Annotated in this window: 13 protein-coding genes; 6 read left to right on the top strand and 7 right to left on the bottom strand. The window is 62.3% G+C overall.

What is annotated here, in order from left to right:
* The first annotated feature begins 4 nt into the window (after positions 1 to 4).
* Genes LOY70_RS16195 through LOY70_RS16180 form a run of 4 tightly spaced genes read left to right on the top strand, consistent with a single transcriptional unit; the run spans position 5 to position 5,131 of the window.
* Entirely contained in the window at positions 5 to 487 is a 483-nt protein-coding gene (locus LOY70_RS16195; RefSeq protein WP_025213971.1) for a formate dehydrogenase subunit gamma, read from the top strand.
* Positions 481 to 2,040: a formate dehydrogenase beta subunit gene (locus tag LOY70_RS16190; RefSeq protein WP_265028428.1), complete on the top strand. Its 1,560-nt coding sequence runs from the start codon at positions 481 to 483 to the stop codon at positions 2,038 to 2,040. Before LOY70_RS16195 ends, LOY70_RS16190 begins: the two co-directional genes overlap by 7 nt.
* Complete coding sequence (gene fdhF / locus LOY70_RS16185; protein WP_265028427.1) at positions 2,037 to 4,913, top strand: formate dehydrogenase subunit alpha; 2,877 nt, start codon at positions 2,037 to 2,039, stop codon at positions 4,911 to 4,913. The genes LOY70_RS16190 and fdhF overlap by 4 nt, the downstream gene beginning before the upstream one ends.
* The gene (locus LOY70_RS16180; RefSeq protein ID WP_123346642.1) at positions 4,910 to 5,131 is read left to right on the top strand and encodes a formate dehydrogenase subunit delta; all 222 of its coding nucleotides are present in this window, start codon (positions 4,910 to 4,912) and stop codon (positions 5,129 to 5,131) included. The genes fdhF and LOY70_RS16180 overlap by 4 nt, the downstream gene beginning before the upstream one ends.
* 175 nt (positions 5,132 to 5,306) lie before the next feature.
* Here the strand turns inward: LOY70_RS16180 and LOY70_RS16175 are convergent, their stop codons facing one another.
* From LOY70_RS16175 to xylA, 7 genes are all read right to left on the bottom strand, one after another.
* Positions 5,307 to 5,627 carry an isochorismate lyase gene (locus tag LOY70_RS16175; protein ID WP_265028426.1) on the bottom strand — a complete coding sequence of 107 codons (321 nt, stop codon included), beginning with the start codon at positions 5,625 to 5,627 and terminating at the stop codon, positions 5,307 to 5,309.
* A 59-nt stretch (positions 5,628 to 5,686) separates the two neighbouring features.
* A complete protein-coding gene (locus LOY70_RS16170; protein ID WP_265028425.1) occupies positions 5,687 to 6,205 on the bottom strand; it encodes a cysteine hydrolase family protein in 519 nt (172 codons plus the stop codon).
* 370 nt (positions 6,206 to 6,575) lie between these two features.
* Complete coding sequence (locus tag LOY70_RS16165; RefSeq protein WP_265028424.1) at positions 6,576 to 6,857, bottom strand: fructose-bisphosphate aldolase; 282 nt, start codon at positions 6,855 to 6,857, stop codon at positions 6,576 to 6,578.
* 578 nt (positions 6,858 to 7,435) lie between these two features.
* Positions 7,436 to 8,572, bottom strand: a complete 1,137-nt coding sequence (locus tag LOY70_RS16160) for a sugar ABC transporter permease (protein ID WP_123346627.1) — start codon at positions 8,570 to 8,572, stop codon at positions 7,436 to 7,438.
* Positions 8,573 to 10,129, bottom strand: a complete 1,557-nt coding sequence (gene xylG, locus LOY70_RS16155) for a D-xylose ABC transporter ATP-binding protein (RefSeq protein WP_265028423.1) — start codon at positions 10,127 to 10,129, stop codon at positions 8,573 to 8,575. It lies immediately after the preceding gene.
* A 191-nt stretch (positions 10,130 to 10,320) separates the two neighbouring features.
* A complete protein-coding gene (gene xylF, locus LOY70_RS16150) occupies positions 10,321 to 11,322 on the bottom strand; it encodes a D-xylose ABC transporter substrate-binding protein (RefSeq protein ID WP_025213958.1) in 1,002 nt (333 codons plus the stop codon).
* Between the two features lie 216 nt (positions 11,323 to 11,538).
* The gene (gene xylA, locus LOY70_RS16145; RefSeq protein ID WP_265028422.1) at positions 11,539 to 12,855 is read right to left on the bottom strand and encodes a xylose isomerase; all 1,317 of its coding nucleotides are present in this window, start codon (positions 12,853 to 12,855) and stop codon (positions 11,539 to 11,541) included.
* Between the two features lie 153 nt (positions 12,856 to 13,008).
* On the opposite strand from xylA, the gene LOY70_RS16140 reads away from it, so the two are divergent.
* The gene (locus tag LOY70_RS16140) at positions 13,009 to 14,196 is read left to right on the top strand and encodes a XylR family transcriptional regulator (RefSeq protein ID WP_265028421.1); all 1,188 of its coding nucleotides are present in this window, start codon (positions 13,009 to 13,011) and stop codon (positions 14,194 to 14,196) included.
* A gap of 64 nt (positions 14,197 to 14,260) precedes the next feature.
* Complete coding sequence (locus LOY70_RS16135) at positions 14,261 to 15,388, top strand: saccharopine dehydrogenase NADP-binding domain-containing protein (RefSeq protein ID WP_265028420.1); 1,128 nt, start codon at positions 14,261 to 14,263, stop codon at positions 15,386 to 15,388.
* Positions 15,389 to 15,390: the final 2 nt, after the last annotated feature.

The raw sequence follows: 15,390 nt of genomic DNA, 5'->3' as shown, positions 1-15,390 counted from the left end.
CTTTATGCCTGATGAGACGCTTCACCTGCCTCTGATTCACAGCGTGTTGGAGCGCGAGAAGGACACCCCCGGTGCCTTGTTGCCGATTCTCCACGCCATCCAGGAAGGCTGCGGGTACGTTCCCGACGCCGCCGTCCCGGAAATCTCCCATGCCCTCAACCTCAGCCAGGCTGAAGTGCGCGGCGTAATCAGCTTCTACCACGATTTTCGCACCACGCCGCCGGCACGCCATACCCTGCGCCTGTGCCGGGCCGAGTCCTGCCAGAGCATGGGCGCCGAGCGCCTGGCGGCGCAGTTGCGCGAGCAACTGGCGTTGGATGACCACGGCACCAGTGCCGATGGCAGCATCAGCCTGCGGCCGGTCTATTGCCTGGGCGCCTGCGTTTGTTCGCCAGCCCTGGAGCTGGACGGCGAGCTGCACGCACGGCTTACCCCCGAGCGCCTGCGCGAGTTGGTAAAAGGCTGTATGGAGGACGGGGCATGCTGACGCTCTATATCCCTCGCGATTCGGTGGCCCGCGCCGTGGGCGCGGACAAGGTGGCCGATGCGCTGGCCCGTGAGGCCGAACGTCGGCAACTGCCGCTGACCCTGCGCCGCACCAGTTCCCGTGGCCTCTATTGGCTCGAACCACTGGTTGAGCTGGAAAGCGCCGGTGTTCGGCTGGGGTTCGGCCCCGTCACGCCACAAGACGTACCGAGCCTGCTGGATGCGCTGGCCGGCGATCCCGGCAGTCATCCACTGGCCTTGGGGCCGGTGGAGGAGATCCCCTATCTCAAGAGCCAGCAGCGCCTGCTGTTCGCGCGTGCCGGCATCACCCAGCCGCTGTCGCTGGACGACTACCGTGCCCAGGGCGGGTTCCTGGGACTGGCCCGGGCCCTCCAGACGGACGGCGCAGACGTGGTGGCCAGTGTGCTCGATTCCGGCTTGCGTGGCCGGGGTGGCGCGGCGTTCCCGGCGGGCATCAAGTGGCGCACCGTCCGCGACGCGGTGGGTGCGCAGAAATACATCGTGTGTAACGCCGACGAGGGCGACTCCGGCACTTTCGCCGACCGCATGCTGATGGAAGGCGACCCCTTCCTGCTGATCGAAGGCATGATCATCGCCGGCACCACCGTCGGCGCGACCCTGGGCTACATCTACGTGCGCTCGGAATACCCGGACGCCATCAGCACCCTGAACGATGCCCTGCGCATCGCCCGTGACGCTGGGTATCTGGGCGCGAACGTGAGCGGCAGCGGCCGCGCCTTCGATATTGAGGTTCGTGTCGGCGCCGGCGCCTACATTTGTGGTGAAGAAACGGCGCTGCTCGAATCCCTCGAGGGCAAGCGCGGCACGGTTCGCGCCAAGCCGCCGCTGCCCGCCATCCAAGGCTTGTTCGGGCTGCCGACGTTGGTCCACAACGTGGTGACCCTGGCCTCGGTGCCGGTGATCCTGGAGAAGGGCGCGCAGTTCTACCGTGACTTCGGCATGGGCCGCTCCCTGGGCACGATGCCGTTTCAACTGGCCGGCAATGTGCGCCAGGGTGGCCTGGTGGAGCGTGCCTTCGGCCTGACCCTGCGTGAACTGGTGGAAGGCTACGGCGGCGGGACCGCCAGCGGTCGACCGCTGAAGGCCGCGCAAGTGGGGGGACCGCTGGGGGCTTGGGTGCCGCCCTCGCAATTCGACACACCGCTGGACTACGAGGCATTCGCCGCCATGGGCGCGATGCTCGGCCACGGTGGCGTGGTGGTCGCCGATGACACCCTGGACATGGCCCGCATGGCGCGTTTCGCCTTGCAGTTCTGCGCCGAGGAATCGTGCGGCAAGTGCACGCCATGCCGGATCGGTTCTACCCGAGGTGTCGAAGCGGTGGACCGGTTGATGGCGAGCACCGATGCCGGTGCCCGTGAGGAACAGGTCCTGCTGCTCAAGGATCTGTGCGACACCCTGCAATACGGCTCGCTCTGCGCTCTCGGTGGGATGACCTCTTATCCTGTCGCCAGCGCCCTGAAGTATTTCCCCGCCGACTTCGGTCTGGCGACCACGGAGGCCGACCAATGATCAACATCTTCGACCCCAGCAGCGACATCGACCTTGGCACCCCGGCGCGTGAAAGCGACGTGCAGGTCAGCCTGACCATCGACGGCCGCGAAATCAGCGTCGCCTCCGGCACCTCGGTGATGCGCGCCGCCGCGTTGCTCGGCACCACCATTCCCAAGCTCTGCGCCACCGACAGTCTGGAAGCCTTCGGCTCCTGCCGTATGTGCCTGGTGGAGATCGACGGCATGCGCGGCTACCCGGCCTCTTGCACCACGCCGGTGACCGAGGGCATGGTGGTACGCACCCAGACCTCTAAGCTCGCCGATTTGCGCCGCAACGTGATGGAGCTGTACATCTCCGACCACCCGCTGGATTGCCTGACGTGCGCGGCCAACGGCAATTGCGAGTTGCAGACCGTGGCGGGGCAGGTGGGCCTGCGCGAGGTGCGCTACGGCTACGAGGGCGCCAATCACCTGTCCGAAGCCAAGGACGTTTCCAACCCCTATTTCGAATACGACCCGAGCAAGTGCATCGTCTGCAACCGCTGCGTACGCGCTTGCGAAGAAATCCAGGGCACCTTCGCCCTGACCATCACCGGGCGCGGTTTCGACTCGCGGGTGGCGGCTGCGGGCGGCGACAATTTCCTCGAATCCGAATGCGTCTCCTGCGGCGCTTGCGTGCAGGCATGCCCGACGGCCACCTTGATCGACAAGAGCGTCGTGGAGATCGGCCAGCCGGAGCGCAGCGTCATCACCACGTGTGCCTATTGCGGCGTGGGTTGTTCCTTCCGCGCCGAAATGAAAGGCGAGCAACTGGTGCGCATGGTCCCGGACAAGAACGGCCAGGCCAACCACGGCCACTCTTGCGTCAAGGGGCGTTTCGCCTGGGGCTACGCGACGCACCCGGACCGCATCACCAAGCCGATGATCCGCAAGCACATCAGCGATCCGTGGCAGGAAGTCAGCTGGGAAGAGGCGGTCACCTACGCCGCCAGCGAGCTGCGCCGCATCCAGCTGAAGTACGGACGTGATTCCATCGGTGGCATCACCTCCAGCCGCTGCACCAACGAAGAAACCTACCTGGTGCAGAAACTGGTGCGCACCGCCTTCGGCAACAACAACGTCGACACCTGCGCCCGCGTGTGCCATTCGCCTACCGGTTATGGCCTCAAGCAGACGTTGGGCGAATCCGCCGGTACCCAGAACTTCGACTCGGTCATGAAGGCTGACGTCATCCTGGTGATGGGCGCCAACCCCACCGACGCTCACCCGGTGTTCGGCTCCCAGCTCAAGCGGCGCCTGCGCCAAGGTGCGCGGCTGATCGTCATCGATCCGCGCCGTATCGACCTGGTGGATTCACCCCACGCCCGCGCCGACCTGCACCTGCAACTGCGGCCAGGCACCAACGTGGCGATGCTCAACGCATTGGCCCACGTGATCGTCACCGAAGGCCTGGTCGACCAGCCTTTCGTCGAGGAGCGCTGCGAGGCGGCGGACTTCGCCCGCTGGCGCGATTTCGTCAGCCTGGCGGAGAACTCGCCTGAGGTGCTGGGCCCGGTGTGCGGTGTGCCGGCCGAGCAGATTCGCGCGGCTGCACGGCTCTACGCCACCGGCGGCAACGCAGCCATCTATTACGGCCTCGGCGTCACCGAGCACAGCCAGGGCAGTACCTCGGTGATGGGCATCGCCAACCTGGCCATGGTCACCGGCAACATCGGCCGCGAAGGGGTCGGGGTGAACCCTCTGCGTGGACAGAACAACGTCCAGGGTTCCTGCGACATGGGCTCGTTCCCCCATGAGCTGCCTGGCTACCGGCACATTTCCAATGAAGTGGTGCGCGCCCAGTTCGAACAGGCCTGGAATGTCACCCTGCAACCCGATCCGGGCCTGCGCATTCCGAACATGTTCGAAGCGGCCCTGGATGGCACCTTCAAGGCGCTGTATTGCCAGGGTGAGGACATCGCCCAGAGCGACCCGAACACCCAGCACGTGACCGCCGCCCTGAGCGCCCTGGAGTGCGTGATCGTCCAGGACATCTTCCTCAACGAGACGGCCAAGTTCGCCCACGTGTTCCTGCCGGGCAGTTCCTTCCTCGAGAAGGACGGCACGTTCACCAACGCCGAACGCCGCATCTCCCGGGTGCGCAAGGTCATGGACCCGCTGGCCGGCAAGGCCGATTGGGAGGCCACCATCGCCCTGGCCGACGCGTTGGGCTACAAGATGCACTACAGCCATCCCTCGGAAATCATGGACGAGATCGCCAGCCTGACACCAACGTTTAGCCGCGTCAGCTACGCCGAACTGGACCGTCACGGCAGCCTGCAGTGGCCGTGCAACGATGCCGCGCCGGACGGCACGCCGACCATGCACATCGATCAGTTCGTACGCGGTAAAGGGCGCTTCATGCTCACCGGCTACGTGCCCACTGAAGAGAAGGTCAACGGCCGCTATCCGCTGCTGCTGACCACCGGGCGCATCCTCAGCCAGTACAACGTCGGCGCCCAGACCCGACGCACCGACAACGTGGCCTGGCACGAGGAAGACCGCTTGGAAATCCACCCGACCGACGCCGAGAACCGTGGCATCGTCGAGGACGACTGGGTCGGCATCGGCAGTCGCGCCGGGCAGACGGTGCTTCGCGCCAAGGTGACCGAGCGCGTGGCGCCGGGCGTGGTCTACACCACGTTCCACTTCCCGGAATCGGGCGCCAACGTGATCACCACCGACAACTCCGACTGGGCCACCAACTGCCCGGAATACAAGGTGACGGCGGTCGAAATCGTGCGGGTCAGCCAACCTTCGGAATGGCAGAAACGCTACCAGGCGTTCAGTGATGAACAGGGGCGCCTGCTGAAGGAACGTCGCCATGCCGAAAAAGCCGAGGTACGTCGATGAGCTCTGAAAGCCTGATCAAAATGGCCAACCAGATCGCGCAGTACTTCACCAGCGAACCGGACCACGCGCTGGCGGTGAATGGTGTGCGCCAGCACATCAAGAGCTTCTGGACCCCGGGTATGCGCCGGGATTTGCTGGAATGGGAGAAGAAACATCCGGAGGCTGTCCTGCACCCGTTGGTGTTGGCGGCGCTGGTGGAACCGGAGGTGAGCGCCTAGCGCAGTGATCCGTGGGAGCATGCTCCCGTGTTTGGCGGTATTGATCGTTCCCATGCTCCCGCGTGGGAACGCCGCCAGGGACGCTCCGCGTTCCGCTTCTGGAGGGTGACACAGAGCGTCACGGGATGCATTCCCACGCGGAGCGTGGGAATGATCAAGAGAGCGGGTTTGGTCGTCAGGTTCTGCCTTGATGGGCCGCCCAGTGTTTCATCTCTTCGGCAATGAAGTGGTTCACCAGGTCGCTGTACATCTTCTCGATGGCGTCCGGGCTTAGGCCCTCGGCTTCGGCCCACTCCCGTCGGGTGGCGAGCATGGCCTTGAAGCGCTCGGGAGCACGCACCGAAGTCGCCGAGGTCTTGAACCTGGAGGCCGCGAGGACGTACTGGAAGCGCCTGCCCAATAGTTTGATAACGGCCTGGTCAAGGGCATCGATTTCGCCTCGAATGTCTTCCATGTTGGTGCACTCTGAGGGGGATAGCGGATTGCAGACTTCCATGTAGGTCACTCCATTTTGTTGAATAAGATCGGCCCAAGCTGAACCGATCTCCGCTGTGATTAAAAGCGCCAGTCCTCGGCTCGAACGACCTGGCAGAAAGGCCCGGCCAACGTTGCGTTGTGATGCGCGATGATAGCCTGCGCCTTCAAGACGGGCGTATCGGCACACGTATGACCATCGGCAATCAGTACGGCATCGAACCCTAGGTCCCGGGCCGCGCGGCAGGTACTGTCGACACAATACTGGGTTTTCATCCCTGTGATAACCACGCCCTCGGCGCCACACGCCTTCAGCTGCTCGGCCAAACCCGTCATGGCAAATGCATTGGGCCGATTTTTTTCCAAGATCACTTCGTCGCCCGCCAGCCGCAGTTCCGCTACCAATTGCGTCAATGGACTTCCAGGTTCCATAGGCGAGCCAGGCGGACCTACATGACGAACCAGAAAGATCGGGGCGCCGGCGCTCCGAGCCTTGACCATCAGGCCATTGAGGGTATCCAGCAGCGCTTCACCTGCCCAGGGTTTATCCGGACCATGAAACAAGCCGACCTGCACATCGATAATCAACAGAGCATGCATAGTGCTTTCCTTGCGTTTGGGCCAGTGACGCAAGGGCAAAAGAAAAGGCCCTTACCATCACTGGCGGGCCTTTGGGATTCGTTTGTCAGCGACTCACGACATCTCGCACGACCCGCCTTGGGCGGTCGTGGTTGTGGTGGTCGAGGCAATCTTTGGGAGGTTCATGGCCTGACAGTAGCTTCACATCGTCGGGTTTGGCAAGCGCGCTCCATGGGAGTATGCGATCTCTTGTGGCGAGGGGATTTATCCCCGATCGGCTGCGCAGCAGTCGTAAACCGGTCAACGCGGCTCACCTTTTGCAGCGCGGTGCCTGGGTTTTGGGGCTGCGGCGCAGCCCAGCGGGGATAAATCCCCTCGCCACAGAGGTTGGTTAGCCTTCGAGGCCGCGCCGTTCGATCACGCCGAACACGTCTGCCACATCCTGCACCAGGATCCGGGCGACATTGGTGATGGTGGCGATATCGTTCTCTGCCGAATCCCGCAGGCTGGTGCAAGCCACCAGCGTCAGGTAGTCGAGCGTGGCGTGCAGGCGTTCGCTGGCACAGGCATGGAGTTCGGGCAGTGGGGCTTGGGTGTCGATCAGCAGGACGGGGTGGGTGGTGGCGGTTTGGGTGAGAGGAGTGAAGCGGGCAGATGCTTGATTCGTTGTCATAAGGTTGCACTCGTTCGATAGAAAGAATAGCCACCTTTCTGCTGCGAATCATAGGGGTGGCAGTTGCGCGAGGGTTCGCAGACCGAGGAACGAATCCAAAACTCGGCAGACCCGAAAGCCTCCCGCGCGCAACCGCCATAAAATGAAAGCGGGCAAGTTTGCCTGAATTTCATTTGACGGTATCTAGATTTGTTCATTCGGGCTGCGAAACCCAATCACCGGCCAAAGCCAGTGACGAGCCAACTATAGAAGTCGATCCCGACACCCACAACCGACCTGTAGGACGCCACCAGCCCCTGTGGTGAGGGGATTTATCCCCGTTCGGCTGCGCAGCAGTCGTAAAACCGGTGCCTGCGGTCTGCCTGACGAAACGCGATGGCCGATTTGGGGCTGCTTCGCCACCCAGCGGGAGCAAGCTCCCTCGCCACAGGAGGTAAATTCCTACAAGATTTTAGGACGGTCAGCCGGGTCTGTTAGCAGTGGGATGATGCGTTCATCTCGATGAAGGAGCCGGGCCATCCATGGCTCAGATCAACGGCATCGGCGCTAGGCCTATCACCTCCGTAGATGACGACAGATCACCGTCGCCCCGTACGCGTACTCACATCCACCCACACCGCCAGCACCAGGATGCTGCCCTTGACGATCATCTGCCAATAACTGTCGACATCGAGCATCGACATGCCGTTGTCCAGGCTGGTGATGACCAGCGCGCCGAGGAGGGCGCCGTAGACGGTGCCGGAACCGCCGCGCATGGAGGTGCCGCCGATGAAGCAGGCGGCGATGGCGTCGAGTTCGCCCATGTTGCCGGCCGAGGGGGAACCGGCTGCCAGGCGTGCGGTGTTGACCATGCCGGCGAGGGCGCACATCACGCCCATGATGCCGAAGATCCACAGTTTCACTGCCTGCACGTTGATGCCGGACAGGCGCGTGGCTTCCATGTTGCTGCCCACCGAGTAGACCCGCCGGCCGAACACGGTCTGGCTGGTGACGTAGCTGAACACGCCCAGCAGGATCAGCAGAAGCAACACCGGCACCGGGATGCCGTCGTAGCTGTTGAGGGTGTAGACGAACCCGGCCAGCACCGCGCCGATCAACACCACGCGCAGTACGTCACGCACCAATGAGTGCGCCGCCAGGCCATGGAGGGCGCGATTGCGCCGCTGTTTCCAGGTCAGGAAAAGGGTCAAGGCGAATAGCAGGATGCCGAGCCCGGTCCCCACCGTGTGCGGCAAATAACCTTGGCCGACGTAGACCAGTTCCGGCGACACCGGGGCAATGGTGGTGCCGCCGGTCACCCCCAGCAGGATTCCGCGAAAGGCGAGCATGCCGCCCAGGCCGACAATGAACGAGGGGATGCGCAGGTAGGCGGTCATGTAGCCGTTGCCCAGGCCAATCACCAGGCCACACAAGGCCACCAGGCTCAGGTTCGCCAGCAGCGGGATGTGATAAACCACATCGAGGATCGCCGCCAGGCCCCCCAGCAGCCCGAGCAGCGAGCCCACCGACAGGTCGATCTCGCCGCTGATGATCACCAGCACCATGCCGCAGGCAAGAATCCCGGTAATGGACATCTGCCGCAGCAGGTTGGAGAGGTTGCGCGGGGTCACGAACCCGCCGTCGGTCTGCCAACTGAAGAACAGCCAGATGATCGCCACGGCGATCACCAGGGCGAGCATTTTGTAGCGAGAAAACAGCTGTTTGACCTGATTCATCTACGCGGACTTCCGATCATTATTGTTATGGCCGTCGGGATGGCTGAGCGCGGCGGCGAGCACTTGTTCCTGGGTGAGTTCGTGGTTGATGAAGTCGCCGCGCAACTGGCCGTCGCCGATCACCAGGACGCGGTCGGAGACCCCCAGCACCTCGGCCAGCTCCGAGGACACCATGATGATCGACACGCCTTCGGCCGCCAGCGCGCCCATCAGCTTGTAGATTTCATACTTGGCGCCGACATCCACGCCGCGGGTCGGCTCGTCGAGAATCAACACGCGGGGTTTGGTCAGCAGCATCTTCGCCAGCACGGCCTTTTGCTGGTTGCCACCGGACAGGCTGGTGATCGGCAGGAACGGACTCGCGGTCTTGAGGTGCATGCGCGAGATTTCCTTGTCGATGCTGCCCAGTTCGGCTTCGGCGTCGATGCGGGTCATTTTCGAATAGTTGTCCAGCACAGCCAGGGTGATGTTCTGGCCCACGCCCAGGTCCGGGATGATGCCTTGGCGCTTGCGGTCTTCGGGGACCATGCACAGGCCGGCACGGATCGACTTGAGGGGCGTGCGCGTGTCGATCTGCTTGCCTTCCAGCCAGACTTCGCCCTCGTAGCGACCGGGGTAGGCGCCGAACAACGCCGACACCAGTTCCGTACGACCGGCGCCGACCAGCCCGGCGATGCCAAGGATTTCCCCGCGCTTGAGGACGAAGGAAATATCATCGACCCGTTTGCGCCTGGGGTTGTCGACGTCGTAGCAGGTGACATGGCGCGCCTCGAAAATCACTTCGCCGATGTCATGGGGTTCGGTGGGGTAGAGGTTGCTCATTTCCCGTCCGACCATCTGGGTGATGATCTTCGGGATGTCCATGTCGGTCATGGCGGTGGTGGCGATGTGTTTGCCGTCGCGGATCACCGAAATGGTGTCGCACACCGCCGCCACTTCATCGAGTTTGTGGGAGATGTACACGCAGGCAACGCCCTTGGCCTTGAGGTCGCGGATGATGTCCAGCAGCACCTCGATTTCCGAACGGGTCAGGGCCGAGGAGGGCTCGTCGAGAATCAGCAGCCGCGCCTGTTTGTTCAACGCCTTGGCGATTTCCACCAACTGCTGGTAGCCACCGCCGTACTGGGAAACCGGCAGCGAGACGTTCATGTCCGGCACCTTGAGTTCACGCATCAGCGCTTCGGCACGGTGGATCATCGCCGGGTAGTTCATGCGTCCGCCGGGCAGTGTCAGTTCGTGGCCCATGAAGATGTTTTCCGCCACCGACAGGTCGGGGACAAGGGTCAGTTCCTGGTGAATGATGACGATCCCGGCGGCTTCGGTTTCGCTGATGGACTGCGCCTTGAGCGGCTGGCCGTCCCAGAGAATCTCACCGTCCCAGGTGCCGTAGGGATAGACCGCCGAGAGGACTTTCATCAGGGTGGATTTGCCCGCGCCGTTTTCACCGCACAGGCCGACGCACTCCCCGGGCCTGACCTTGATGTCGATGCCGTTCAGGGCTTTGACACCGCCAAAGGTTTTGACGATGCCGTTCATTTGCAGCAGGTAGTCGGACATGGCGAAGGCTCGTGAAAAAGGGCTCACACATACGCAGGGGACCAAGTATTTCCTGGTGTCAGTCAGCCCTTGTGGGAGCGAGCTTGCTCGCGATAGCGGTGTTTCAGCTTGCACCCATCTTGGATGGGCCCGCCATCGCGAGCAAGCTCGCTCCCACAGGGACTTTGCTTAACCCAGGATTTGCACCCAGGTCACTGCCCGGCGATCTGCGCCTTGGTATAGAACCCGTCCTTTTCCAGCAGATCGATGTTGTCCTTGGTCAGCGGAGTTGGCGTGAGCAGGATGGTGTCGACTTTTTTGCTGCCATTGTCGTATTGCGAGCTGAAGGTGGGTTTCTCGTTGCGCGCCAGTTGCACCGAGAGCTTGGCGGCTTCCGAGGCGATCAGCTTCAGCGGCTTGTAGACGGTCATGGTCTGGGTGCCATCGATCACCCGCTTGACCGCCGCCAGGTCGGCATCCTGGCCTGAGATCGGCACCTTGCCGGCCATTTTCTGTGCGGCCAGGGCCTGGATCGCACCGCCAGCGGTGGCGTCGTTGGAGGCGACGATGCCATCGATCTTGTTGTTGTTCCGGGTCAGGGCGTTTTCAACGATGCTCAGGGCTTCGGTGGGGTTCCATTCCTTCACCCACTGCTGGCCGACGATCTTGATATCACCCTTGTCGATGGCCGGTTGCAGCACTTTCATCTGGCCTTCGCGCAGGACCTTGGCGTTGTTGTCCGTAGGGGCGCCACCGAGCAAAAAGTAATTGCCCTTCGGCGCGGCCTTGAGCACACCGCTGGCCTGCATCTCGCCGACCTTTTCGTTATCGAAGGAAATGTAGGCGTCGATGTCGGCATTGAGGATCAGTCGGTCATAAGACACCACCTTGATCCCGGCCTTCTTGGCTTCGGCGACGGCGTTGGTCAGCACGGTGGCGTTGAAAGGCACGATGACGATCACATCGACGCCACGGGAGATCAGGTTTTCGATCTGCGAGATCTGCTTCTGCTCGTTGGCATCGGCCGATTGGACGAAGACCTTGGCGTCGAGTTTTTCCGCCGCCGCGACGAAGTAGTCACGGTCCCGTGACCAGCGTTCCAGACGCAGGTCATCAATGGAAAAGCCGATTTTCGGGTGCGCCGCATCGGCCATGACCGGAAGCGAGAGCAGGGCGAGGGCGCCAGCGAGTAACGTGCGTTTGAATGTTTTCATGGTGGTGCGTCCTTTTATTGTTGTTTGAAAGACACTGCCTGACGATGAGCGTGGTGCGGATAGAACTGTAGAGAGTCGCCGAGCGCTGTGGGCAGAGATTTGTCGCGAGAATGTAACAACCACTTTGGCGAATCAGATAAATCAAGGTTGTTTTTTTCGGGGGGCCGCTTCGCAGCCCAACGGGGATAAATCCCCTCGCCACAGCTCAGTCTATTGTCAGGGATAGATAAACCGGTTGACCACGTTCTCGAGCATCTCCTGCCGACCGCTGACGGCTTGCGGGTTCAACTCATTGGCAAAGGCATGCTCGGCCAGTGAAGCGAGGCTGAACTCACCGGCCAATACCGCTTGGCCGAACGGCTGCTGCCAACCGGCGTAGCGTTGGTCCTTGAATTGCTGGAGTTGATCGTTCTGCACCATGGCCGCGGCGCGCTCCAGGGCCAGGGCCAGAACATCCATGGCCGCCACATGGCCGTGGAACAGATCGAGCTCGTCCAGGCTTTGGCGTCGCACCTTGGAATCGAAGTTGAACCCGCCGTTGGTGAAACCGCCGGCCTTGAGGATTTCGTAGGTGGCCAGGGTCATTTCTTCGACGCTGTTGGGGAACTGGTCGGTGTCCCAGCCGTTCTGCGGGTCGCCACGGTTGGCATCGATGCTGCCGAAGATCCCCAACGAGACGGCCGTGGCGATTTCGTGGTGGAAGCTGTGCCCGGCCAGGGTCGCGTGGTTGGCCTCGATGTTGACCTTGATTTCTTTTTCCAGGCCGAACTGCTGCAGGAAGCCGAATACCGTGGCGCTGTCGTAATCGTATTGGTGCTTGGTCGGCTCCTGTGGCTTGGGCTCGATCAGCAAATCACCTTTGAAGCCGATCTTGTGCTTGTGCTCGACCACCATGGCCATGAAGCGACCCAGTTGCTCGCGCTCGCGCTTCAGGTCTGTGTTGAGCAGGGTTTCGTAACCTTCACGACCGCCCCACAGCACGTAGTTGGAGCCCTTGAGACGTTGGGTGGCGTTCATGGCGCTGAACACCTGGGCGGCGGCGCAGGCGAATACTTGCGGGTCCGGGTTGCTCGCGGCGCCGGCGGCAAAGCGCGGGTTGCTGAAGCAGTTGGCGGTGCCCCACAGCAGTTTGACGCCGGTCTGTTCCTGATGGCGTTCCAGCTGATCGACCATCTGCGCGAAGTGGTTGCGATACTCCTTCAGCGAGTTGCCCTCGGGGGCGACATCGGTGTCGTGGAAGCAGTAATAGTCGATGCCCAGTTTGGAAAAGAACTCGAAGGCCGCTTCGGCCTTGCCGATGGCCAGTTCCATGGGATCCCCAGTGCGCTGCCACGGGCGCTTGAAGGTGCCGGCGCCGAACACATCGGACCCCGGCCAGACGAAGGTATGCCAGTAGCAGACCGCCATGCGCAGGTGCTCGCGCATGGGTTTGCCGAGGATGAGCTTGTCAGCGTCGTAGTGGCGGAAGGCAAGGGGCGAGGCGCTGGCGGCCCCTTCGTAGCGAATCTTGTCGACACCGGGGAAGTACGGCATGGCGATTTCCTTATTGTTCTTGGCGGTGTCTCGATACTAACGCCGGCCCTGGGGCTGCTGATTATGAAAATCACCAACAGGCAGTTCGATTTTGAGTATTGAGATTCGACGTTCCGAGGCCTAGTCTGTCTTCACTGGCCTAGGGTAAAACCAATGAAAACCGTCCCGCCCGTCCACCGCATTGCCCTGTTGTTCAACGGCAGCAAGATCTACGACCGCGGCATCATCAGTGGCATCGGCAACTACCTGAGCAGCACCCGTGCGTCCTGGGACTTGTTCCTCGAGGAGGATTTCCTCTGTCGCTTGAAAGGCATCGAGCGCTGGCAGGGCGACGGGATCATTGCCGACTTCGACGACCCGCTGATTGGCGAGGCGCTGGCCGGAATCAAGCTGCCGGTCGTGGCGGTGGGCGGCTCCTATCAGGATGAACGCGCCTACCCCAAGGGCATTCCCTATGTCGCCACCGACAATGACGCCTTGATGAAGCTTGCCTACGAGCATCTGATCGAGGCCGGCTTGACGCGCTTTGCCTGCTTCAGCCTGCCGGAAGCGCAAGCCAATCGCTGGGCCCAGGAGCGGGAAAAAGCCTTTCGCCGCCTGCTGCAACGCGATGGCTTGCACGTCGAGGTCTATCGCGGCATGGGCACCAGCGCACCGCTCTGGGACAGCGCCGTCGAACAGCAGATCGCCTGGCTGCAAAGCCTGCCCAAACCCATCGGTATCATCGCCGTCAGTGACGCCCGCGCCCGGCAACTGCTGCAAGCCTGCCTGACCGCCGGGATCGCCGTGCCGGAGCAAGTGGCCTTGATCGGCATCGACAACGACCCGCTGACCCGCAGCCTGACGCGGGTGCCGCTGAGTTCGGTGATCCAGGGCACCGAAACCATGGGCCGGACCGCCGCGCGCCTGCTCCACCAGATGCTGCACGGCATGCCGTCCACGGGCATGCAGATCCTGGTGCCGCCGGATGCGATCAACGTACAGGTTTCCAGCCTGCATCAACCGCTGGGCAACCCCTACGTCATGCAGGCATTGCTCTTTATCCGCCAATACGCCTGCCAGGGCATCAAGACCGCCCAAGTGGCGGCGTATGTGGGGGTGTCGCGCTCATCGCTGGAGTCGCACTTTCGCAAGGCGCGCGGCTGCAGCGTGCACGACGAGATCCTGCGCTTCAAACTGGCCGCCGCCGCCAATGGCCTGGAAAACACCGATGCGCCGATTGCCGACATCGCCCAGAATTGCGGTTTCAAATCGGCGCAGTACCTGCACACGGTGTTTCGGCGAGAGTTTGGCTGTACGCCGAGGGAGTATCAGCAGGGGGCTGATGCAGTGAATCAGTGAGCGAATATTCAAGGCCTGTCTCGGATGAGCAGGTTGCATGATCAAATTTTTAGGGAAGAGTTGAATGGCGTTAAGAGTGTTGGTGATCGGCGGGTACGGAAACTTCGGCAGCATTGTTTGCCGACATCTGGCGATGATGCCAGGCGTGGACCTGGTGATCTCGGGTCGCGCCCCCCGCAAGTTGCAGGGCAAAGTCGATGAGTTGAAAGCCCAATCGGGCAACGTCTGTGAAAGTTGGTGTGGCGACGCCATGGGCCCTGGATTCAAGTCTGTCCTGGGCTCGATGAACATCCAGCTGGTCATCCACACCGGCGGGCCGTTCCAGGGACAATCCTATGCCGTCGCCGAGAGCTGCATCGACGCGGGCGTCAACTACTGCGACCTGTCCGACTCCAGGGCCTTTGTCTCTGGCATTGGTGCACTCGATGCCCGGGCAAGACAGGCGGGCGTGGCGATCCTCAGTGGCTGCAGTTCGGTGCCGACGCTATCGGCGGCGATCATCGATCAGCAGCGGCATCGCTTCCAGCGCATCGACTCGATCGAACATGGCATTTCCTCGTCGGCCAAGATGCCCGGGCTGTCCACCGTCGAAGGCGTTCTTGCCTACGCGGGCAAACCGATCAAGCAACTCAAGGACGGCCACGTGCATGAGGTGTTGGGCTGGCAGGACCTGACGCTTCGCAACATGCAGTCCATGGGCACTCGAGTCTTGGCCAATGTCGATGTACCGGACCTGGATATCTTCGCCGGCCGCTATGGCGCCCATACCCTGAGCTTCAAGGCTGGCGCAGGCCTGAAGCTTGGCGGTGTCGCCAACTACCTGCTGGCTCAGGCAATCAAGGTCGGGTTGGTGCGTGACCATGCCCCTTGGGCTGCAAGACTTCATCGCTGGGGACTCTGGTTTGAGCGATTCGGCGATGGCAAAAGCGCGATGTACATCGATGTCCAGGGCATCGGGCTGGAAGGGAAACCGCTGTTCATGACGGCGCAGCTCACGGCGACGAATGACAAGGGCCCGGAAATCCCGAGCTGCGCCGCCGTGGCCTTGGCTGCAAAACTTGCCCAAGGGTACTTGCCCGAACCCGGCGCTCGGGCGTGCGTAGGCGAAATCACCGTCGATGAGTACATGGCCGCCATCAACGATCCGGAAAACCTGAGCCTGTCCGTGCACTTTTCTGACGAGCAGCGCTGACC

It is taken from the genome of Pseudomonas sp. B21-054 (assembly GCF_026016345.1).
Classification (GTDB): Bacteria; Pseudomonadota; Gammaproteobacteria; order Pseudomonadales; family Pseudomonadaceae; genus Aquipseudomonas.
The sequence above is the reverse complement of the archived record's forward strand: the minus strand, read 5'-3'. Positions and strand labels throughout refer to the sequence as shown.

Excerpts from the sequence above, each read along its gene's own strand:
- LOY70_RS16195 (WP_025213971.1), top strand. The coding sequence starts at position 5 with ATGCCTGATGAGACGCTTCACCTGCCTCTGATTCACAGCGTGTTGGAG.
- LOY70_RS16190 (WP_265028428.1), top strand. The coding sequence starts at position 481 with ATGCTGACGCTCTATATCCCTCGCGATTCGGTGGCCCGCGCCGTGGGC.
- fdhF (WP_265028427.1), top strand. The coding sequence starts at position 2,037 with ATGATCAACATCTTCGACCCCAGCAGCGACATCGACCTTGGCACCCCG.
- LOY70_RS16180 (WP_123346642.1), top strand. The coding sequence starts at position 4,910 with ATGAGCTCTGAAAGCCTGATCAAAATGGCCAACCAGATCGCGCAGTAC.
- LOY70_RS16175 (WP_265028426.1), bottom strand. The coding sequence starts at position 5,627 with ATGGAAGTCTGCAATCCGCTATCCCCCTCAGAGTGCACCAACATGGAA.
- LOY70_RS16170 (WP_265028425.1), bottom strand. The coding sequence starts at position 6,205 with ATGCATGCTCTGTTGATTATCGATGTGCAGGTCGGCTTGTTTCATGGT.
- LOY70_RS16165 (WP_265028424.1), bottom strand. The coding sequence starts at position 6,857 with ATGACAACGAATCAAGCATCTGCCCGCTTCACTCCTCTCACCCAAACC.
- LOY70_RS16160 (WP_123346627.1), bottom strand. The coding sequence starts at position 8,572 with ATGAATCAGGTCAAACAGCTGTTTTCTCGCTACAAAATGCTCGCCCTG.
- xylG (WP_265028423.1), bottom strand. The coding sequence starts at position 10,129 with ATGTCCGACTACCTGCTGCAAATGAACGGCATCGTCAAAACCTTTGGC.
- xylF (WP_025213958.1), bottom strand. The coding sequence starts at position 11,322 with ATGAAAACATTCAAACGCACGTTACTCGCTGGCGCCCTCGCCCTGCTC.
- xylA (WP_265028422.1), bottom strand. The coding sequence starts at position 12,855 with ATGCCGTACTTCCCCGGTGTCGACAAGATTCGCTACGAAGGGGCCGCC.
- LOY70_RS16140 (WP_265028421.1), top strand. The coding sequence starts at position 13,009 with ATGAAAACCGTCCCGCCCGTCCACCGCATTGCCCTGTTGTTCAACGGC.
- LOY70_RS16135 (WP_265028420.1), top strand. The coding sequence starts at position 14,261 with ATGGCGTTAAGAGTGTTGGTGATCGGCGGGTACGGAAACTTCGGCAGC.